Origin of the sequence: Pseudomonas sp. LTGT-11-2Z (assembly GCF_003691445.1) — a bacterium.
GTDB classification, from domain to species: Bacteria; Pseudomonadota; Gammaproteobacteria; order Pseudomonadales; family Pseudomonadaceae; genus Aquipseudomonas; species Aquipseudomonas monteilii.
Map to the genome: position 1 here is coordinate 4,368,371 of NZ_CP033104.1, position 20,981 is coordinate 4,389,351.

Sequence of the window (20,981 nt, forward strand, 5' to 3'; positions counted from 1 at the left end):
ATGCTCTCCCTGCTGGTCATCGGCTTGCCCCCTCGGCCCCTTGGGCATCCGCCAGGTGTACACCACCCTGCCCTACCAGCAGCAGGCCACCGTTGGCCAGGCCGCTGACGCCGGCCAGGGCGATACGGTCGGCACGGTTGTACACGCTGAAGGTCTGGCCGCCATCGGTACTGCGCAGTACGCTGCCGCCGTTGCCGACCAGCACCAAGGTGCCATCATCGAGAAGCGTAGCGCTTGCCAGGCCGAATTCGAGGTTGCCGCGCGCTGCCTTGAGTTCGATCGGCTGCCAGTTGTCACCAAAATCGGTGGAACGGAACAGGTTGCCGCGCAGGCCGTAGGCCAGCAGGGTGTGCGGCTGGGCGGTGCCGATCACGCCGAACAGCGAGCCTTCGTAGGGGCCTTCGACCTTGGCCCAGGTCTGGCCGTTGTCGGCGGAGCGGAACATGCCGCCCTGCTCGCCCACGATGAACAGGCCGGCGTCACGCACTCGGGTCATGCCGTTCAGGTGAAGCTGGTCGGGGTTGTCCAAGCGCTCGGCCACGTCCTGCCAGTGCTGGCCGCCGTCGGTGGTTTCCAACAAGGCGCCGTAGGCCCCCACGGCAAAGCCGTGCCGGGCGTCGAGGAAGGCGATATCGAGCAGGGGCGCTTCGCGGGCAAGGTCTTCGAACTGCTTGGTCCAGGTAGCGCCGCCGTCGTTGCTGGCGAGGATTTGCGAATCGTGGCCGACGGCCCAGCCGCGCTTGTCGTCGAGGAAGAACACGGCGGTGAGCAGTTGCCGGGTGGGCACGCGAGCCTGAGTCCAGGTGCTGCCCTGATCGTCGGAGAACAGGATGTGACCCCGATCGCCCACCACCACCAGGCGTTTGCCGGCATGGGTGGCGCCGATCAACAGGCTTTGGCTGGCCTTGGCGGATTCAGTGGAGTATTCGTCGGCGGCGGCGGCCTGGGCGCTGTCGGCCCACACCCCCAATGCCAGTGCCAGCACTGCGCTGGCTGCCCATGGCCAAGCACCGCGCCTGGCTGGCGCCTGTAGCTGTTCCCTCATGACTGCCCCCTGTTGTGTTCTTCTTGGTGGGTCAATGCACTGCAGGCCCTGCGAAAAGCCTTGTCTAGAGGCCTGCAATAGCTCGAGGGGATCGTAGCGGGGATGTTTGCGGGATTACAACGGGCGGGGTGTTATGTTTTGTTGTCGGTCTGAAAAAGCCGGGGCCGCTGAGCGGCCCCAGTTTCTACCAAACTTAAGCGAGGCTCTTGCTCACCACTTCATACACATCACTGGACAGCTCACCCGAGGCCAGAATCCGCTCCAGCTCACCCTTCATCAGGGCCTGACGCGCGTCATCATACTTGCGCCAGCGGGTCAGCGGCGCCAGCTGGCGCGAGGCAATCTGCGGGTTCAGCGCATTCAGCTCGATCACCAGGTCCGCCAGGAAGCGATAGCCCGAACCATCCGCCGCGTGGAAGTTGACCAGGTTCTGCCCGGCAAAAGCCCCCACCAGCGCACGGACCTTGTTCGGGTTCTTCAGGGTGAACGCCGGGTGCTGCATCAGCGCCTTGACCCGCGCCAGCCCGCCCGGCAGCGCGCTGGCCGCCTGCACGCTGAACCACTGGTCCATGACCAGCGGATTGTCCTTGAAGTGCTCGGCAAAGGTGTCCAGCGCTTTGGCGCGTTCAGCCTCGAACGGCGAGTTGACCAGCACCGCCAGCGCCGTCAGGCGCTCGGTCATGTTGTCGCACTGGTCAAACTGCTCCAGGGTCGCTTCCAGCACTTGCGGCTTGCCGCTCTGCATCAGGTACGACAGGGCGATGTTCTGCAGGCTACGGCGGGCGAAGTGCTCGGCAGAGGCCACATAGGCGGTGCTGCGCGACACTTCACGGTTGGCCTGGTAACGCGCCCACAGGGCGTCGAACAGCTGTTCGGCGATCTGCTGGCGGGCGAACTCGCGAGCGGCGTGGATGGCATCTACGTCGGCCACCTGGCTGATCTCGGTGAGGTAGGCCTCACCCGGCAGCGAAAGCATTTCGGCCACCATGGCCGGGTCCAGCGCTTCGTTACCCAGCACGGTACCCAGGGCGGTGATCAGGCGCTGGTCGAGTTTGAGCGCCTCGCCGCGCTGGTGCTGGCCAATCAGCTCCTGCAACACTTGCACCGACAATTGCTGCCCCGCTTCCCAGCGGTTGAAGCCGTCGCTGTCGTGCTGCATCAGGAACATCAGCTGGTCGCGGTCGTACGGAAAGCTCAGCTTCACCGGGGCGCTAAAGCCACGCAGCAGCGAGGGCAGCGGCTTGGCCGGAATGCCCTGGAAGGTGAAGGTTTGCTCAGCCTCAATCACCGACAGCACACGGCTGGTACCGCCAGCAGCCGCTTCACCAACAAGGCGCAGCGGCAGGTCATTGCCTTCGGCGTCCAGCAGGCCCAGTTCCACCGGGATCACGAACGGCAGTTTTTCGGCCTTGTCCGGCGTTTGCGGGCAGCTCTGGCGGAAGGTCAGGCTGTAGGTCTGCGCGGCAGCATCATAGGCTTCGCTGACCTCCAGGCGCGGGGTGCCGGCCTGGTTGTACCAGCGCTTGAACTGGGTGAAGTCGACACCGTTGGCGTCTTCCATGGCCTTGATGAAGTCGTCGGTGGTCACCGCCTGGCCATCATGGCGTTCGAAGTACAGGTCGCTGCCCTTGCGGAAGCCTTCGGCGCCCAGCAGGGTGCGGACCATGCGCACCACTTCGGCGCCCTTCTCGTACACGGTCAGGGTGTAGAAGTTGGAGATTTCGATGAAGCTATCCGGGCGCACCGGGTGGGCCATGGGGCCGGCGTCTTCGGCGAACTGGTGGGTACGCAGGTAGGCGACGTCTTCGATACGCTTGACCGTACGCGAGTTCATGTCGGCACTGAACTCGGCATCGCGGAACACCGTGAAGCCTTCCTTCAACGACAGCTGGAACCAGTCACGGCAGGTGACGCGGTTGCCCGACCAGTTGTGGAAGTACTCGTGGGCAACCACGCCTTCGACACGCTGGTGCGCGGCGTCGGTGGCGGTTTCGGCACGGGCCAGCACACAGCTGGAGTTGAAAATGTTCAGGCCCTTGTTTTCCATGGCGCCCATGTTGAAGTCGTTGACCGCAACAATCATGAAGATGTCCAGGTCGTACTCACGGCCATAGACTTCTTCGTCCCAGCGCATGGACTTCTTCAGGCTGACCATGGCGTGGTCGCACTTGTCGATATTCTCGGGCTCGACGTAGATACGCAGGGTCACATCCCGGCCAGACTGGCGGGTAAAGGTGTCCTCGACGCACCACAGGTCACCGGCCACCAGCGCGAACAGGTAGGCCGGCTTCATGAACGGGTCTTCCCAGGTCGCCCAGTGGCGGCCATCTTCTGCCGGCCCGCTGCCGATCGGATTACCGTTGGACAACAGCACCGGGTAACGATGCTGCTCGGCGATCACCGTGGTGGTGAAGGTGCTCATGACGTCCGGGCGGTCGAGGTAGTAGGTGATCTTGCGGAAGCCCTCGGCCTCGCACTGGGTGCAGAACATCTTGCCCGACTTGTACAGGCCCTCCAGCGCAGTGTTGCTTTCGGGGTGGATCTTCACGCTGGTGTCGAGGGTAAAGCGCTCGGCCTTGGGGTGCACGGTCAGGCTGTCGACGTCCAGCTGATAGTCAGCCGCGTGCAGTTCCTGGTCATCCAGCGAAGCGCGCAGCAACTCCAGTTGCTGGCCATCGAGCACCAGTGGCGGCAGCCCGGCACCGCGCGCCGGGTTGCGGCGCATCACCAGTTGCGCGTGAACCAGGGTGTGGTCCTCGAACAGCTCGAAGGTCAGGTGCGTCTCGTCGATCAGGTACTCGGGCGCCTGGTAATCCTTGAGGTAGATCACTTGCGGTTGTTCGGTACGCATGTAGAGGTCCTTTTACTGGAGCACGGCCAGCTGGTAGGCCGTGTACTTGCGAATATTGATCACACCGGTATCGAAGATCAGGTACTGGCCCTTGATACCCAGTAGCGTGCCTTCGGCCACCGGGTCTTTGTCGAGGTTGAAGCTGACGATCTTTTTCGGGTAGGCCTCGACCGGGTAATTCATCTGTATCACTTCGGCGTCGGGCAGCGGCTGAATCGCCTGCAAGCCGAAACGCGCTTGCAGCGCGCTCAAACCGTCGGCACAGGCATCGAAAATCTGCTCACAAATGGCCGGCAGGTCGAGCACTTCGGCATCGCCCTTGAGCAGCGCACGCCAGTTGGTGCGGTCCGGCACCTGGCTGCGCAGCACGTCTTCGACCAGGCCGGACTGCTGGCGGGTGGCCACGCGCATGATCGGCAGGGCCTGGCTGGCGCCCTGGTCGAGCCAACGGGTAGGCAGCTGGGTGGCGCGGGTGATGCCGACCTTGATCCCCGACGAGTTGGCCAGGTAGACCACATGGTCGGTCATGCAGAACTGTTCGCCCCACGAAGGCTCACGGCAGGTGCCGGCGTCGTAGTGGCATTTTTCCGGGGCCATGATGCACACGTCGCACTGGGCCAGCCTGGTCATGCACGGGTAGCAGTAACCTTGGCTGAAGCTGGTCTTGGTGCGCTTGCCGCAATGGCTGCAATGAATGGCGCCGAGGTATTCCAGGCGCAGGCGCTGGCCGATCAGCGGGTTGACCGGGACCTGCGTGTCATCAAGGCGCAAGCGGTACTGCACCACGGGTGCCTGCAGGCTTACCGCCATTTTGCTCAACGAGCCACGAGCGAGTTCGATCAATGTACCGAGTCCGACTTGAACAGAATGTTGGGGATCGGCGCGGACTTCGACGCACACTCCTGCGGGCCCATGTAGCCGGTGCGCTGGTCTTCAGGCAGGTTCTTGATCTCCCAGGCGATAACGGCCTGCAGCGACAGCTCTTTCTGCTCGGCGGTGAGCTTGCGGCCATCCGACCATTTGCCGATTTCCACGGCCAGTTTCAGGCTCTCGTAGATTTCCGGGGTAATGTTTTCGATCATTTGCGCGAAAGTGGACATAGTGTCTCCTGATTCAAGCCGACAGTTTACGCCGGGCCAGCGCCCCGCCCAAGAGCCCGGTCAGGCATCCGATGAGCAGCCCGCCCACGTGGGCAGCGTTGGCGATCTGGCCAAGGCCCAGGGTGCCGACCACGCCGGTGAGGCATACCACCAGCCAGATCAGCATCATCACCAGCACGCCCCTGGGCAGGTTGAAGTAACGGTTGGGCGCCAGCCACTGGAACAGCCACACGTGCCCGAGCAGGCCATACAGCACGCCGGACAGGCCGCCGAACAGGCTCGGCCCGCTGGTGTAGTGCTGGGCCAGGTTGGACACCAGGCTGAACAGCAGGGTCAGGCCCAGCAGCATCCAGGGGCCTTGGCGCAATTCGATGCGTTTGCCCAGCTCCCAGTACCACAGGCTGTTCATGGCCAGGTGCAGCACACCGAAGTGCAGCAGCATGGGCGAGACCAGCCGCCACCATTGGCCTGCGTCCAGGGTTTGCGCAAGCGGGCTGAAGTACAGGTAATCGCCCTGGACGCGGAAGTCGAGGAAGGTGAACCAGCTGATGGTGGTGAAGTTGTCCCCCAGGCTGGTAAGGCCGGCGACGATGAAGCACAGCAGCAGGATGAGGGTGGTCACCTTGCAGGCTTTGGCTTGTTCTACCAGGGAGGGTTGTGTGGGGCTATTCGCGGCGGTTCGGCGCCCCGACAAGCCCGCGCCCTCAGGTTCGTCGGTTGCCTGGATGTCTGCGTTGCCGTCAGGGTAGCGCTGGTAGAGTTGCAGCACGTCTTCGGCGAGGGTGTCGGGGGCCCAGAGCACCTGGGCATCGCCCTCCTCGCTCACCCGATGCGGCACCTGCAGGCGCTGCAATAGGTGGACGAAGCCGCTGAGGTCGACCGACAGCGGCAGGCGCATCACTTCGATAATGTTCATTGGTTGGCCTGTGGGCGGTCGACGTCGACCCAGACGAACTTGTGCGGGTCGATGCGGGTTTCATCATCCAGCCGGTAGGCGACCAGCTTGCCGTAGAGCACGGCGCTGTAGTCCAGGCAGGCCAGGTTGGCGCGGATCGGCGCCGGGCGGCCGCTACGCCAGTAATGGCCGACGAACAGCAGAGGCTCGTCTTCGTCGTAGCGCAACAAGGCGTTCTTCTGGCTGTGGCTGAGCGGGGTGCTGGCCACCTCTTCGGGCAGGGCATCGGGCTGGAACACGATGTCACCATAGGTTTGCGGGTCTTCTTCCCAGAACTTGGTGCGGAAGAAGGCGCGTGTCAGGCCATCACCGCCCGTCAGGGTCAGGCCGTCCGGCAGGCGCATGTCGGTGCCGCGCAACAGGCGGTTGCACACGGTAGCAGCAAAGCTGTTGCTCACCGCCGAAGCCTGGATGAAGTGTTCATCGATGCGCCCGTCGGGGTACTGCTGGCGCAACGGCTCGATCAGTCGCGGGTCCCAGCAGGCATGCACCAGGCGGAAGCGCCCGGCATCGACGAACAGTGGCAGCTCGTAGAACCAGTTGACGAAGTCGTGCCAGTCGCCGGGGTGGTGAGCGAACTGGGTCAGGGTTTCGTCGATCAGCCGGGCGTGGCGTGGCGTGTGCTCGCGCACGTAGGCCTTGCCACTGCCGGGCAGCGCCGGGGTAACCCAACCCAGGGCGTTGTACTCGTGGTTGCCCATGATGCACAACGCCTGGCCGGCCTCGACCATGTCGTGGACGATATGCAGCGCCTCGCGGATGCGTGGCCCGCGGTCGACGATATCGCCCAGGAACAGCGCCATGCGCCGCGGGTGGCGCCATACGCCGGCCACGCGCTTGTAACCGAGGGCGTCGAGCAGGCGTTCAAGGGTCAGCGCACAACCGTGCACGTCACCGATGATGTCGAAACTTCGCGCCGGATCGAACATCAGTCGTCCCTGCTCCCCAGGCGGCTGCCCCAACCGAGCTTGGTGCGGCAGACCTCGTAGTAGTTGTGGTCCAGCGGGTGGATCAGGCGCAGCTTCTGCGGCTTCTTGCTGACCGTGATGGTGTCGCCTGGGGCGCAGGTGAAGTGGTTCTGGCCGTCACAGGACACTTGTGGGTAGATCTGCAGATCCTTTGACACCACGATCTTCAGCTCGCTGTTGCCATCGACCACGATCGGCCGGCCCGACAGGGTGTGCGGATACATCGGCACGATGACGATGGCGTCCAGCTTGGGGTGCATGATCGGGCCGCCGGCCGAGAGCGCATAGGCGGTGGAGCCGGTGGGGGTGGCGACGATCAGGCCGTCGGCCTTCTGACTGCAGACAAACTGGCCGTCGATGTAGATCTCGAACTCGATCATGCGCGTGGACTTGCCCGGGTGCAGCACCACGTCGTTCAGCGCATCGCCCTGGCCGATGGCTTCATGGTGGCGGCGCACTTCGGCCTGCAGCAGAAAGCGGTTTTCCACCAGGTAGTGGCCGTCGAGCACCTCGGCGACTTTTTCTTCCAGTTCGTCGGGGCGGATGTCGGTGAGGAAACCCAGGTTGCCACGGTTGATGCCCAGCACCGGAATGTTGTGACGGGCCAGGGCGCGGGCAGCGCCCAGCAGGCTGCCGTCGCCGCCGACCACGATGACCAGGTCGCAGACTTCGCCCAGCAGCTTGCGGGTGGAGGTTTGCAGGCCATGGCCGGGCAGCACTTCGGCGATGGTGTCCTCGAGGATCACGTGCAGGTGGCGCTCGAGGAGGAATTTTTTCAGTCGGCGAATGGTGTCGAGCACCTGCGAGCTGCCAAGGCGACCGATGATACCGATATTGCGAAATTGCTCCATGGGGCTCCTGCGAGGCTCTGCGGCGGGTGACGATGGGCCGATTATGGGCGAAACCACCGGGTAGCGGCAAACCGGCTATGCTCGCTGCATGACGCCTTTCATGCATCTACATGACCTGCCCCGGCACCTGCGCCGCCCTGCGGTACGCGACTTGGCCTGGGCCCTACTGTCGCCGCCCCTGCTCAGCGCCCCGCCCTGCCCCCAGCGCCACCCGCTGGCGGGTAGCCTGTGGGCGCAGCAGCCGCAGCACCTTGAGCAGTGGTTGCGGGCGCTGGATGAAGATGACCGGCCATTGCAAGACTGGCTGGCGAAGCTGGGCAGCCGGCGGCTGGGGCATTACTACGAACGTCTGTGGCAATTCGCCCTGGGCCAGGCGCCGGGCATCGAGCTGTTGGCAGCAAACCTGCCGATCCGAGATGCCGGACGCACGCTGGGCGAACTGGATATGGTGTTGCGCGACCGTGACGGCGTGCACCACCTGGAACTGGCGATCAAGCTGTACCTGGGGCCGGAAGGCGCCGGGCACGACCCGCATGCCTGGTTGGGGCCTGGGTGCCATGACCGGCTGGGGAGCAAGCTTGCGCACTTGGCGGGGCATCAGTTGCCCATGTCGAACGGGGCCCACAGCCGCGAGCTGTTGACCGGGTTGGGGGTTGGGCAGGTGCAGGCCCATGTATGGCTGGGGGGTTATCTGTTCTACCCATGGCCGGGGCATGCCGAGCCACCGACGGGCGCCAACCCGCAGCACTTGCGTGGGCGCTGGATACGGAGGCGGGACTGGGTCATGGCTGAGGGTGAGCATTGGCAGCCATTGCAGCGGCATGCCTGGCTGGCACCGGCGCGGGTGGAGGCAGGTGAATGCTGGGCGGTGGAGCAGTTTGCGGCCTGGTTGCATGTGTTGGAGCGCCAGGCACCGGCGCAGTTGCTGGTGAGGTTGGAGCCTGATGCTGATGGCGCCTGGCAGGAAAGGGAGCGGGTGTTTCTGGTGGCTGATAGTTGGCCATTTTCCCCCGAAGCATGAAGTCGCCCGCGAAAGGGCCGACACAGGCAACACAATTTTCACAGACCTAGCGCAAAGATTCGTTCCCGGTAGCCATTAAAGTAATACCTGAGCGCCAAAAAGAGCGCCATTCCGACCTGATGACGAGGACCGATCATGGTTTCATCCACCCCCACGACCCACTACGCGCGCCTGTCCATCGCCCTGCATTGGCTGATGCTGGTGCTGCTGGCCGCTGTCTACGCCCTTATCGAACTGCGCGGCCTGTTCCCTAAAGACAGCGTTGAACGCAACCTGATGAAAGACCTGCACTTCATGCTCGGGCTCAGTGTGTTCGTGCTGGTCTGGCTGCGCCTGGCCGTGCGCCTGAGCCGCCCAACCCCGCCGATCGTGCCCAAGCCGCAGGCTTGGCAAACCGGCCTTGCGCACCTGATGCACCTGGCGCTGTACTTGCTGATGATCGGCCTGCCGCTGGCCGGCTGGCTGATCCTCAGCGCCGCCGACAAACCGGTACCGTTCTTCGGCCTGGAGCTGCCCCACCTGATCGGCCCGGACCCGGACCAGGCCAAATTCATCAAGGGCTGGCATGAACGGGTTGGCAGCTGGGGTTACTGGCTGATCGGCCTGCACGCGCTGGCCGGGCTCTACCACCACTATGTGCAGCGCGACAACACGCTGCTGCGCATGCTGCCTTACAAGTAACCGCGCCGGCCCTGCAGGCCACCGGTGTGCACGACGATCAGGCGGGTGCCGGGCGCGAACAGCCCGGCACCCGCCTGCTCACGCAAGGCCAGCAGGGCCTTGCCGGTGTACAGGGCTTCGAACGGTACGCCGCTGTGTTGCTCGCACTCGGCGATAAAGGCCAGCAGGTCATCGTCGAACTTGCCGAAGCCGCCACGGCAGGCATCGTGAAGCTGGTAGCCGTGGCCGCCAGCCAAGGCTGCCACCGTCTCGGGTACACCGTGGTCCCGGGGTACGGCCAACGCGCCATGCACGGCATGTGCGCCCGCCTCCGCCAGCACCAGGCCGGCCAACGTGGTACCGGTGCCAGCAGCCAGCCACCAGGCGTCATAATCCGACCAGCCCAGTACCGTGATTTGTGAGCGCGCCTGCTCCATGATCAGGGCACAACCTTGTGCGCCGGCCAGCCCGCCGCCACCTTCGGGGATGCAGTGCCAGCCGGGGTAGCGTGCCTGCCACGGGGTCCAGAAGTCTGGTTCGTTGCGCGCGCGGTAGCCACCATAGCCCAACCAGTGCAGTTCCATGCCCAATGCCTTCACGTCACGCACAGTGGGTGTGTCCTGGGCGTGACCCCTTAGCAGGCCGGCGGTGGCGAAGCCGAAGCGCTTGCCGGCGGCGGCCAGGGCATGCAGATGGTTGGAATGGTTGCCACCTAGGCTGATAAGGCCCGGGGCTTTGCTGGTTCTGGCTTGCTGCAGGTGATGGCGCAGCTTGAACCACTTGTTACCGCTGATCAGTGGGTCGATCAGGTCCAGGCGCAGGATGGCGGCTTTGACCTGGGCTTGTTGCAGCCAAGGGAGGTTCAGGGGTTGCAGAGGGGCTTGGGGGAGGTCGAAGAACATGTTGCGAGTTTACCAGTGAAACCCCGGGGCCGCTGTGCGGCCCCGGAGATTTTCAGAGCTCAGCCGCCAACCTTGAGCCTTGGTTGATCGCCCGCTTGGCATCCAGCTCGGCGGCCACATCGGCGCCGCCAATCAGGTGCACCGACTGCCCTGCCGCCACCAACCCGTCCTGCAATTCACGCAGCGGATCCTGTCCGGCGCAGATCACCACGTTATCCACCGGCAACACCTGCGGCTCGCCATCCGCCACACGAATGTGCAGGCCGGCATCGTCGATACCCAGGTACTCAACGCTATTGAGCATCTGCACCCGCTTGTTCTTCAGCCCGGTGCGGTGAATCCAGCCGGTAGTCTTGCCCAGGCCATCACCCACCTTGGACTTCTTGCGCTGCAACAGGTACACCTGCCGCGCCGGGGCATGCGGCTCGGCCTTGACCCCGGCCACACCACCGCGTGCTTCCAGGTGGGTATCGATACCCCATTCCCTCCAGAACGCCTCACGGTCCTGGCTGGTGGCCACCCCCTGATGCACCAGGTACTCGGACACATCGAAGCCGATGCCACCCGCGCCAATCACCGCAACCGATTGGCCCACCGGCTTGCGCTCAAGCAGTACGTCGAGATAGCTGAGCACCTTGGCATGTTCGACACCGGGAATGGCCGGGGTGCGTGGGGCAATACCGGTGGCCAGGATGATGTCGTCGTAGCCACCGTCCACCAATGCCTGCACATCGACACGGGTATTCAGGCGCAGGTCCACGCCTGTGCTTTTCACCTTGTTGCGGAAGTAGCGCAGGGTTTCATGGAACTCCTCCTTGCCTGGCACCCGCTTGGCGACGTTGAACTGCCCGCCAATCTCGCTGGCAGCGTCGAACAGGGTGACCGAATGGCCACGCTCAGCTGCCACGGTGGCCGCTGCCAGACCCGCCGGGCCGGCCCCCACCACGGCAATGCGCTTCACGGCCCGTACAGGCAGGTAATTGAGCTCGGTTTCGTGGCAGGCACGGGGGTTGACCAGGCAGCTGGTCAGCTTGCCACCAAAGGTGTGGTCCAGGCAGGCCTGGTTGCAACCGATGCAGGTGTTGATCTCGTCGGCACGCCCGGCTGCCGCCTTGTTGACGAAATCCGGGTCGGCGAGGAATGGCCGGGCCATCGAGACCATGTCGGCATCGCCCTCGGCCAATACGGCCTCGGCCACCTCCGGGGTATTGATACGGTTGGTGGTGATCAGCGGAATGCTCACCGCACCACGCAGCTTGGCGGTGACCTTGCTGAAGGCTGCACGCGGCACCTTGGTGGCGATGGTCGGGATACGCGCTTCGTGCCAGCCGATGCCGGTGTTGATCAGGGTCGCGCCAGCCTGCTCGATGGCCTTGGCCAATAGTTCGATCTCGTCCCAGGTGCTGCCACCTTCCACCAGGTCGAGCATCGAAAGGCGGAAGATGATGATGAAGTTCGGCCCTACCGCACCACGCACCCGGCTGACGATGTCCACCGCCAGGCGCATACGGTTTTCATAACTACCGCCCCAACGGTCGGTACGGTGGTTGGTATGGGCCGCGAGGAACTGGTTGATGAAGTAGCCTTCTGAACCCATGATTTCGACACCGTCGTAACCGGCACGCTGGGCCAGTACCGCGCAGTTGACGAAGTCGGCGATCTGCTTCTCGATGCCCGCCTCGTCCAGCTCTTTGGGCTTGAACGGGTTGATCGGCGCCTGGATCGCACTGGGTGCCACTTGCCGCGGGCTGTAGGCATAGCGCCCGGCATGCAGGATCTGCAGGCAGATCTTGCCACCTGCGGCATGTACCGCTTCGGTGACGATACGGTGCTTGTCGGCCTCCTCCTCGGTGCTGAGCTTGGCCGCACCGGAATACACCCCGCCTTCATCGTTGGGCGCGATGCCGCCCGTTACCATCAGGCCAACGCCACCACGGGCGCGCTCGGCAAAGTACGCAGCCATTCGCTCGAAACCGCCGGGGCGCTCTTCGAGGCCGGTGTGCATCGAGCCCATCAGGGTGCGGTTGCGCAAGGTGGTGAAGCCCAGGTCCAGCGGGGCAAGCAGGTGCGGGTAGCGGTCGGCGGCCATGGAAAGGTCCCCTGGTGGCGTGATCACGGTATGCAGGCACCTCACCGGTCAGCGGGGCCTGTCGTTTGTCTGTCAGCGACATTAAACAGCCGTTTGAATTGGCTCAATGATCGAAACTGACAAGTTATTGATCCTGGCATACAGCGGGACTACCCTAAGGAACCCTCGTAACCAAGGCGCAGCCCTGCTTCATGCGAAAACTGCTTGCTGGCGCCCTGGCGCTGGTCTTCCTCGCCGCCCTCTGTGGTTATGGCTTCTGGACCCAACAGCGCCCGGAAGGCCATTACCTGTCCGACCTGCGCATCGAGCTGGCACTGAACCATGGCGTGCCAGGCGAACACGGCAACCTGCTGGGCGTCGAGCCGCTGCTGTACCCCGGTGACTACCAGAACCTGCAGCGCCTGCACCGCAAGCTCGCCGCTTACCTCGAACAGGCCCGCGCACAAGGACTGATAAACCCGCGCACGGTAGTGGTGCTGCCGGAGCACATCGGCACCTGGCTGTGGGCGCGCGGTGAGAAAAACGAACTGTATCAGGTGACCCAGAGCCGCGAGGCCCTGCAATGGCTGGAGCTGAGCAACCCGCTACGCTATGGCCTGGCCATGCTCGGCGCCGACGGCGATGACTGGCGCGCCGATGCGCACCTGCGCATGAAGGCTGAGCAAATGGCCGCAGACTATCAGCAGTTGTTCGGCGGCCTGGCCAAGGAATTCGGCGTTACCCTGGTGGCCGGCTCCATCGTGCTGCCTGCACCTTACGTGAAACAGGGCGTGCTGCACGCCGGTAGTGGCCCGCTGTTCAATAGCAGCATGGTGTTTGCTGGCGACGGCTCGCTACTGAGCGAGCCACAACACCAGCAGTTCCCTGACAGCGAAATGCGCCGCTATGTGCACAATGGGCGCAAGCACCCGTTGCAGGTCGTGCAAACACCTGCCGGGCGGCTGGGGGTGCTGATAGGCAGTGACAGCTGGTACCCGGAAAACCATCGGCAATTGGCGCAACAAGCGGTACAACTGGTCGCCAACCCGGCGTTTCTCAGCGGCAAGAGCAGCTGGGAAGCGCCATGGCGTGGCAACCGCCACCAGCACGCCGCCGCCGGTCTGCCCTTGAAGCGTGGCGAAGTCAGCGAACAGACCGCCTGGCAACGCCTGACCGAGGCGGCCGGGGCCAGTGTCAGCAGCATGAGCGTGTTCATGCGTGGGCAGTTCTGGGAGCAAGGCAGTGATGGCCAAGGCTTCGCCCACCAGGCGGGTGAGTTGCTGGTGGGCACCCCAAGCCCAGGTGCCCGCCTGCTGAACCTGTGGCTGTAACACCATGGCCCGCCCCCGCGTGCGCCTGGGTGACCTGTCGGTTGGCTTTGTTCAACCGCTGAGCGAGGCCCTGCGCGAGCTTGGCCACGCCCCCGAACCGCTGCTGCTGCGCTATGGCCTGGATGGGCCGCGCCTGGCTGAAGCCGGCGCGCGCTTGTCGATCCCCCGCTACATGCACCTTGGCCACGCCGCCATCGAACTGTGCGGCGAACCCGCCCTGGGCCTGCACATGGGGCGCCTGAGCCGCCTGGCTCATGCCGGCCTGGCCGGGGTCACAGCCGCCCAGGCCCCTACCCTGGGCGAGGCAGCGCGCACCCTGCTGCATTTCGAACCGCTTTACGCGGCCAACTACCGTGGCCACTCCAGCTTTCACGAAGACGCCCAAGGCGCCTGGCTGCGCTTCTACTCCATCAGCCCCTATAACGCCTACAACCGCTTTGTGGTCGACTCGCTGCTCGCGGGTTGGCTAGCCCAGCTAGCCGACCTTGCAGGCACCCCGGTGCAGGCCGAACGCCTGGACATCGAATTTGCCGCACCCGCGTATGCCGCGCGCTACCAACCACTTTGCAGCACACCCGTGCAGTTCGCCGCCGACGGCAACCGCCTGCGCCTGAGCCGCGCCACCCTGCAACTGGCCAACCCCAGGCATTGCCCGAGCACCTGGCAGCACCTGCTGCAGCTGTGTGAGGCAGAGATGCAGCAGCGCACGCGGGTGCGCAGCCTGGGTGAGCGCATCACCCATCTGCTGGGACCACTGCTCAATGGCGGCCGCGAACCCGACCTGGAAGAAGTGGCGCTGCACCTGCAGTTGCCAACCTGGACACTGCGCCGCAAGCTGGCCGAGGAAGGCACACGCTTTCGCGACTTGCTCAATGAAACACGGCGCGACCTGGCCGAGACCTACATCCGCGATACGGAGCTGGCCTTTGGCGAGATTGCCTATCTGTTGGGGTTTGCATCGGCAGAGGCCTTCCAGCGCGCGTTCAAGCGCTGGACGGGCCTAACACCGGGGGAGTTCCGCCGCAGCCAGCGGCGGGCGGGCTAAAGCTCGGTGGCGTCGTCAGCCGGTTCCGGGGTGTCCAGTTCGTAAGCCTGGGTTTCGAGTAGTTCTTCCTGATATTCATCCATAGCCCTGCGTCCTCTTTACTCATTTTGTATTCGTCGGTGTCACCTTCAACCTAAGCAGGTTGGATGAAGGAATCATGACAAGCTTATGAGTGGTAAACGTAGCAGGTGTTCAGGAAGTTATCGCGGTGCGTCTGTAACAGGGGATGTGCACGGCCTGTACCTGCGAAAGGGCCGGTACAGGCGACCATTCAAAGGGAAGGTGACGCAGCCTCGGCAGGCTGTGCATCCTGCTGCACCTGAATCGGCGCAGCCTCCACCGGCGGTGCCACCGGCTGCGAGCCCTGGCTGTCATTCACCACGGGTGCTGCCACCGCCTCATTGGCCGGGGCAACGGCCGCAGGTGCGGGCGCAACTTCAGCCGCCGGTGCGGGTGTCGGGGCCACAGGGTTAGCCGCTGCCTGCTCCGGCAACCCCAGGTCAACCGCCGGCTTTTCAACCTTGGGCGCTTCGGCCTTGGCCTTGCTCACTTTCTTCGGCTTGGGCAGGTAACTCTCCACCAGCGCGAAATAGCGGTCATAGAACTGCGCTGCCGTCACCGTCTCGCTGGCCACTTTGACCATTGAGTCGTCACTGGAGCCAATCGGCATCGACACCGAACCCAGCACGCCCACCCCCAGGCTGGCAGAGGTGTTGGATTTTTTGAGCGCATAACGGTCCTGCAGGGCGTTGGCGAACATGGTCGAACGCTGCTCGTCGCTCACATCCGGTGCACAGGTAACGTTGAAACTGATTTGCAGGTGGTTCTCACTGTTCTGCTGGAAGCTCTTGTTACCCACCACCTGGTTGGCGCCACTGCTGGTGATGATATACCCCTGGCTAAGCAAGGCACGCCGCGCGGCCTCGCAAGAGCCGGCATCGCTCACAGGGAAGCTGCGCGAGAAAGTGCCCGAGTCGTCGAAGTTCTCGTGCTCGTAGATGGCGGCCTTTTTCGAGGAACAACCGGTCACGCCCGCCAGCACCAGGGCCAGCCCGAGCGCACCAAAGACGGAAGATCTGGTCATTGCGAATTCCGGGTATGTCGAGAAGGTGCCTATTGTGCAACACAGCAGGCAGGCACAGGAACCACTGGTCGGTGAAGAACCTGTCAGGTTGGTGTAAATGTGGGTAAAGGCCGGGAATTCTTGCCCGCAGAAACGAAAAAAGCGACCCGAAGGTCGCTTTTTTGTGCTGCAAGGCGTTCAAGGGGCCTTGAGGCGAAGATGGCGCAGCGGACGGGACTCGAACCCGCGACCCCCGGCGTGACAGGCCGGTATTCTAACCGACTGAACTACCGCTGCGTATCATTCAGGCTTGCGCCCGATTGAAACCTGGGTCTACCCTTCCGGCGCATTGGCCTCAGGGCAGGCACAAAAAAAGCGATAACATGATCGCTTCTCTTGTGTTGCTTCAAGGTGTTCTAGGGACCTTGAAGCGAAGATGGCGCAGCGGACGGGACTCGAACCCGCGACCCCCGGCGTGACAGGCCGGTATTCTAACCGACTGAACTACCGCTGCGTATCGTTCAGGCTCGCGCCCGATTGAAACTGGGATCAGCCCAAGGTTTTTGCCTTGTGGCTTCAGACCGGTGCCAAGCACCCATCTGTTACTGAAAAATGGCGCAGCGGACGGGACTCGAACCCGCGACCCCCGGCGTGACAGGCCGGTATTCTAACCGACTGAACTACCGCTGCGCAGTGCGTTCCTCTCTGGCTTTCGGCTTCTTGCGAAACCTGAAGCGTCAGGAACATCTCAGGAAGTGGTGGGTGATGACGGGATCGAACCGCCGACCCTCTGCTTGTAAGGCAGATGCTCTCCCGGCTGAGCTAATCACCCTCGCGATGTTGCTTGTTGCGTTTGCTTCGCTGAGGCCGCGAAATTTACGCAGATGGCGAAGCTAAGTCAATAGCCCCATTGAATTTTTTTCAAAAAAGGTAAAAACAGAAAAGGGACCTTTCGGTCCCCGTTCCTATAACACCGGTCTCAGGTGTAGATCATCTTGCGAGTCATACCGCCATCGACCACAAACTCCTGGCCAGTCACGAACGCCGCCTGGCGTGACAGCAGCCAGGCAACCATTGCCGCCACATCTTCTACCGTCCCTACCCTGCCCGTCGGGTGCTGGGCATGGTCGGCTTCGGTCAGCGGTTCGGCACGGCGCTGCGACGGGTCACGGGCATCGATCCAGCCCGGGCTCACCGCATTGACGCGAATCTCCGGGCCCAGGCTGATGGCCAAGGCATGGGTCAAGGCCACCAGGCCACCCTTGCTCGCGGCGTAGGCCTCGGTATCGGGCTCGGACTGCCGCGCCCGGGTAGAGGTGAGGTTGACGATCGCCCCATTGTGCGCACGCAAGTACGGCGCGCAATGCTTGGCCAGCAGCATCGGCCCGTTGAGGTTGACCGCCAGTACCCGATTCCACTGCGCCAGGCTCAGGCTTTCCAGCGTCTGGTTGTGCGGATTGGCAATCGCCGCATTGCACACCAACGCGTCCAGCCGACCAAACTGCCCCAACACCTCGGACACCCCGGCACTGACCTGAGCCTCGTCGGCAACGTCCATGGTGATGAACCAGGCGTTGTCACCCAGGGCCTTGGCCACCTTTGCACCGCGCTGGCGGTCAAGGTCGCTGAGTACCACCTGCCAACCTTCGCAGATCAGCCAGGCGGCAATGCCCAGGCCGATGCCGCGCGCGGCACCGGTTACCAGGGCTACCCGGCCGTTGTGGCCTGGCACACTGCCGCCGATTTCGATCACAGCGCCGCCAGCCCGCGCGCCAGGTCTGCCTGCAGGTCGGCCACGTCTTCCAGGCCCACGGCAACGCGGATCAGGCTGTCGCGGATGCCTGCAGCTTCACGCTCCTGCGGCGACAGGCGGCCGTGGGAGGTGGTGGCCGGATGGGCGATGGTGGTCTTGCTGTCCCCCAGGTTGGTGGTGATGGAAATCACCCGGGTCGCATCGATGAAGCGCCAGGCGCCCTCTTTGCCGCCCTTGACCTCGAAGCTGACCACCGCACCAAAGCCGCTCATCTGACGCTTGGCCAGTGCGTGCTGCGGGTGGCTAGGCAGGCCGGCGTAATGCACCTTCTCCACGCCATCCTGCTGCTCCAGCCATTCGGCCAGGGCCTGGGCGCTTTCACAGTGCGCACGCATACGCAGGCGCAGCGTTTCCAGGCCTTTGGTGAAGATCCAGGCGTTGAATGGGCTGAGGGTCGGGCCTGCGGTCCGCAGGAAGCCCACCACTTCCTTCATCTGCTCGGCACGGCCGGCAACCACGCCCCCCATGCAACGGCCCTGGCCGTCGATGAACTTGGTGGCCGAGTGGAACACGATGTCGGCACCCAGCTTCAGCGGCTGCTGCAGCGCGGGGGTGCTGAAGCAGTTGTCCACCACCAGCATGGCACCGTGGGCATGGGCGATTTCGCTGAGCGCAGTGATATCGACCAGCTCGGCCAGCGGGTTGGACGGCGATTCGACGATCAGCAACCTGGTATTGGCCTTGATGGCCTTTTCCCAGCCAGCAAGGTCGACCAGTGGCACGTAGTCCACCTGAACGCCAAAGCGCTTGAAGTACTTCTCGAACAGGCTGATGGTCGAGCCGAATACGCTCTGCGACACCAGCACATGGTCACCGGCGCTGCACAGCGACATCACCACGGCCAGGATCGCCGCCATGCCGGTGGACGTACCCACGGCCTGCTCGGCACCTTCCATCGCCGCCAGGCGCTCCTCGAAGGCACGTACCGACGGGTTGGTGTAGCGCGAGTAAACGTTACCCGGCGTTTCACCGGCAAAGCGCGCAGCAGCATCGGCCGCCGTACGGAACACGTAGCTGGAGGTCAGGAACAGCGCTTCGCTGTGCTCGCCCTCGGGTGTGCGGTGTTGACCGGCGCGCACCGCCAGGGTGTCGAAACCGACACCCTCGAGGTCGCTGTCCAGTCGCCCGGCATCCCATTGATCCGTCATGCCGTCGCTCCCTGAATCAGTTGTTGTAGAGGTCGATGATCGCGCTGACGGCCTGGTTCTTGACCTTGGCCAGGTCATTACGGGCCTGCTCGATGCGGTCGAGGTAGGCCGCGTCGATATCGCCGGTGACATACTCACCGTTGAATACCGCGCAATCGAAGTGATCGATCTTGATCTTGCCGCCACCGACCGAATCGATCAGGTCAGGCAGGTCCTGATAGACCAGCCAGTCGGCGCCAATCAACTCGGCCACCTGTTCGGTGGTACGGTTGTGGGCGATCAGCTCGTGAACACTCGGCATGTCGATGCCGTAGACGTTGGGGTAGCGCACTGCAGGGGCTGCAGAGCAGAAGTAGACATTCTTGGCACCGGCTTCGCGGGCCATCTGGATGATCTGCTTGCACGTGGTGCCGCGCACGATCGAGTCGTCCACCAGCATCACGTTCTTGCCGCGGAACTCCAGCTCGATGGCGTTGAGCTTCTGGCGAACCGACTTCTTGCGCGCAGCCTGGCCGGGCATGATGAAGGTACGGCCGATGTAACGGTTCTTGACGAAGCCTTCGCGGAACTTGACGCCCAGACGGTTGGCCAGCTCTAGCGCGGCGGTACGGCTGGTGTCCGGAATCGGGATGACCACGTCGATATCGTGCTCAGGGCGCTCACGCATGATCTTGTCGGCCAGCTTTTCACCCATGCGCAGACGGGCCTTGTACACCGAGATACCGTCGATGATCGAATCCGGGCGGGCCAGGTAGACGTGTTCAAAGATGCACGGCTGCAGGGTCGGCGCTTCGGCGCACTGCTTGGTGAACAGCTGGCCGCCTTCGGTGATGTATACCGCTTCGCCCGGTGCCAGGTCGCGGATCAGGGTGAAGCCGAGCACGTCCAGGGCCACGCTTTCCGAGGCAATCATGTATTCCACGCCTTCGTCAGTGTGACGCTGGCCGAATACCACCGGGCGGATGCCATGGGGGTCGCGGAAACCGACGATACCGTAGCCGGTGATCATCGCCACTACGGCGTAACCGCCGACACAGCGGCTGTGCACGTGGGAAACCGCAGCGAACACGTCTTCTTCGGTCGGCTGCAGCTTGCCGCGTACCGCCAGCTCATGGGCGAAGACGTTCAGCAGCACTTCCGAGTCGGAGTTGGTGTTGACGTGGCGCAGATCGGACTCGTAGATCTCCTTGGCCAGCTGCTCGACGTTGGTCAGGTTGCCGTTGTGTGCCAGGGTGATGCCGTACGGCGAGTTGACGTAGAACGGCTGGGCCTCGGCCGAGGTCGAGCTGCCCGCTGTCGGGTAGCGCACGTGGCCAATGCCGATGCTGCCCACCAGGCGCTGCATGTGGCGCTGCTGGAACACATCGCGCACCAGGCCATTATCCTTGCGCAGGAACAACCGGCCGTCATGGCTGGTCACGATACCGGCAGCGTCCTGGCCGCGGTGCTGGAGGACCGTAAGCGCGTCATACAGCGCCTGATTGACGTTCGACTTACCGACGATACCGACGATGCCACACATGCGACGCAACCCCTACTTTGACGAAACTTGAGTGAATAGCGCTCAGGGCTTGGACGGCCCGAGCAACTGTTCCTTGAACGGAAGATCAGCCGGAGCGCTGATCAGCCCACTGGGCGTCCACTGGCCGGTGAAACCCAGGATCAGGTTTTTCGACCAGTCGGCGACCAAGAGAAATTGTGGTATCAGGCGTGATTCCTGCCACCAGGTGTCTTGTTGAACCGGCCCCAGGCTGATCAGGCCTATGGCCACCACTACCAGCAAGGCCCCGCGCGCGGCACCGAAGGCCATGCCCAGGAAACGATCGGTGCCGGACAGCCCGGTTACACGGATCAGCTCGCCGACCAGGAAGTTGACCATGGCCCCCACCAGCAAGGTGGCGACGAAAAGAATGGCGCAGCCCGCGATGACGCGCATCGATGGCGTCTGGATATAGCTTTCAAGATACACCGAGAGCGAACCGCCGAACATCCAGGCAACCGCACCGGCAATGATCCAGATGAGCAAGGACAAGGCTTCCTTGACGAAGCCGCGCTTGAGACTGATCAGTGTGGAGACGGCGATGATCGCGATGATCGCCCAATCAACCAAGGTAAATGCCACGGTGCTGCCTGCAGACGTTTGAGGCGGCGCATTTTACC

Annotated in this window: 18 protein-coding genes and 4 tRNA genes; 4 read left to right on the plus strand and 18 right to left on the minus strand. The window is 63.6% G+C overall.

Annotated elements, in window-relative coordinates:
• Positions 1–16: 16 nt before the first annotated feature.
• The 7 genes from D8767_RS20475 to D8767_RS20505 all read right to left on the minus strand — a co-directional run bounded on the left by D8767_RS20475 (position 17) and on the right by D8767_RS20505 (position 7,770).
• A complete protein-coding gene (locus tag D8767_RS20475) occupies positions 17–1,045 on the minus strand; it encodes a YCF48-related protein (protein ID WP_016714812.1) in 1,029 nt (342 codons plus the stop codon).
• A gap of 193 nt (positions 1,046–1,238) precedes the next feature.
• The gene (pepN, locus tag D8767_RS20480; RefSeq protein WP_016714811.1) at positions 1,239–3,896 is read right to left on the minus strand and encodes an aminopeptidase N; all 2,658 of its coding nucleotides are present in this window, start codon (positions 3,894–3,896) and stop codon (positions 1,239–1,241) included.
• A gap of 12 nt (positions 3,897–3,908) precedes the next feature.
• The gene (locus D8767_RS20485) at positions 3,909–4,739 is read right to left on the minus strand and encodes a DUF2797 domain-containing protein (protein ID WP_016714810.1); all 831 of its coding nucleotides are present in this window, start codon (positions 4,737–4,739) and stop codon (positions 3,909–3,911) included.
• Positions 4,736–4,996 (minus strand): YeaC family protein, encoded by a 261-nt coding sequence (locus D8767_RS20490; protein WP_016714809.1) that lies wholly within the window; start codon positions 4,994–4,996, stop codon positions 4,736–4,738. Before D8767_RS20490 ends, D8767_RS20485 begins: the two co-directional genes overlap by 4 nt.
• Positions 4,997–5,009: 13 nt before the next feature.
• Positions 5,010–5,912, minus strand: a complete 903-nt coding sequence (locus D8767_RS20495; RefSeq protein WP_016714808.1) for a rhomboid family intramembrane serine protease — start codon at positions 5,910–5,912, stop codon at positions 5,010–5,012.
• Positions 5,909–6,880, minus strand: coding sequence for a metallophosphoesterase (locus tag D8767_RS20500; RefSeq protein WP_016714807.1), 972 nt, complete (start codon positions 6,878–6,880; stop codon positions 5,909–5,911). Before D8767_RS20500 ends, D8767_RS20495 begins: the two co-directional genes overlap by 4 nt.
• The gene (locus D8767_RS20505; protein ID WP_008090067.1) at positions 6,880–7,770 is read right to left on the minus strand and encodes an NAD(+) kinase; all 891 of its coding nucleotides are present in this window, start codon (positions 7,768–7,770) and stop codon (positions 6,880–6,882) included. The genes D8767_RS20500 and D8767_RS20505 overlap by 1 nt, the downstream gene beginning before the upstream one ends.
• Positions 7,771–7,858: 88 nt before the next feature.
• Between D8767_RS20505 and D8767_RS20510 the strand changes: the two genes are divergently transcribed.
• A complete protein-coding gene (locus D8767_RS20510) occupies positions 7,859–8,791 on the plus strand; it encodes a DUF1853 family protein (RefSeq protein ID WP_028699289.1) in 933 nt (310 codons plus the stop codon).
• 135 nt (positions 8,792–8,926) lie between these two features.
• The gene (locus D8767_RS20515; protein WP_016714806.1) at positions 8,927–9,472 is read left to right on the plus strand and encodes a cytochrome b; all 546 of its coding nucleotides are present in this window, start codon (positions 8,927–8,929) and stop codon (positions 9,470–9,472) included.
• Here the strand turns inward: D8767_RS20515 and D8767_RS20520 are convergent.
• Positions 9,463–10,353, minus strand: coding sequence for a 1-aminocyclopropane-1-carboxylate deaminase/D-cysteine desulfhydrase (locus D8767_RS20520; protein WP_016714805.1), 891 nt, complete (start codon positions 10,351–10,353; stop codon positions 9,463–9,465). The two genes, D8767_RS20515 and D8767_RS20520, sit on opposite strands and share 10 nt — an antisense overlap.
• A 52-nt stretch (positions 10,354–10,405) precedes the next feature.
• Entirely contained in the window at positions 10,406–12,442 is a 2,037-nt protein-coding gene (locus D8767_RS20525) for an NADPH-dependent 2,4-dienoyl-CoA reductase (RefSeq protein ID WP_016714804.1), read from the minus strand.
• A 191-nt stretch (positions 12,443–12,633) separates the two neighbouring features.
• Here D8767_RS20525 and D8767_RS20530 point away from each other — a divergent pair, with 191 nt between their 5' ends.
• Both D8767_RS20530 and D8767_RS20535 read left to right on the plus strand, forming a co-directional pair.
• Entirely contained in the window at positions 12,634–13,752 is a 1,119-nt protein-coding gene (locus D8767_RS20530; protein ID WP_016714803.1) for a carbon-nitrogen hydrolase family protein, read from the plus strand.
• A 4-nt stretch (positions 13,753–13,756) separates the two neighbouring features.
• Positions 13,757–14,797, plus strand: coding sequence for an AraC family transcriptional regulator (locus D8767_RS20535; protein WP_016714802.1), 1,041 nt, complete (start codon positions 13,757–13,759; stop codon positions 14,795–14,797).
• Between the two features lie 271 nt (positions 14,798–15,068).
• Here D8767_RS20535 and D8767_RS20540 read toward each other — a convergent pair whose 3' ends face one another.
• From D8767_RS20540 to D8767_RS20580, 9 genes are all read right to left on the minus strand, one after another.
• Positions 15,069–15,881, minus strand: a complete 813-nt coding sequence (locus D8767_RS20540; RefSeq protein WP_016714800.1) for a DUF2242 domain-containing protein — start codon at positions 15,879–15,881, stop codon at positions 15,069–15,071.
• 199 nt (positions 15,882–16,080) lie between these two features.
• Positions 16,081–16,157, minus strand: a tRNA-Asp gene (locus D8767_RS20545).
• Between the two features lie 140 nt (positions 16,158–16,297).
• Positions 16,298–16,374: transfer RNA gene (locus D8767_RS20550), tRNA-Asp, on the minus strand.
• A gap of 99 nt (positions 16,375–16,473) precedes the next feature.
• Positions 16,474–16,550, minus strand: a tRNA-Asp gene (locus D8767_RS20555).
• Between the two features lie 66 nt (positions 16,551–16,616).
• Positions 16,617–16,692 (minus strand) — tRNA-Val (locus D8767_RS20560).
• Between the two features lie 147 nt (positions 16,693–16,839).
• The gene (locus tag D8767_RS20565) at positions 16,840–17,613 is read right to left on the minus strand and encodes an SDR family oxidoreductase (RefSeq protein ID WP_016715901.1); all 774 of its coding nucleotides are present in this window, start codon (positions 17,611–17,613) and stop codon (positions 16,840–16,842) included.
• Positions 17,610–18,821 carry an O-succinylhomoserine sulfhydrylase gene (locus tag D8767_RS20570; protein ID WP_016715902.1) on the minus strand — a complete coding sequence of 404 codons (1,212 nt, stop codon included), beginning with the start codon at positions 18,819–18,821 and terminating at the stop codon, positions 17,610–17,612. Before D8767_RS20570 ends, D8767_RS20565 begins: the two co-directional genes overlap by 4 nt.
• A gap of 16 nt (positions 18,822–18,837) precedes the next feature.
• Complete coding sequence (purF, locus tag D8767_RS20575) at positions 18,838–20,343, minus strand: amidophosphoribosyltransferase (RefSeq protein ID WP_016715903.1); 1,506 nt, start codon at positions 20,341–20,343, stop codon at positions 18,838–18,840.
• A 42-nt stretch (positions 20,344–20,385) separates the two neighbouring features.
• Positions 20,386–20,943 (minus strand): CvpA family protein, encoded by a 558-nt coding sequence (locus D8767_RS20580; RefSeq protein WP_016715904.1) that lies wholly within the window; start codon positions 20,941–20,943, stop codon positions 20,386–20,388.
• Positions 20,944–20,981: the final 38 nt, after the last annotated feature.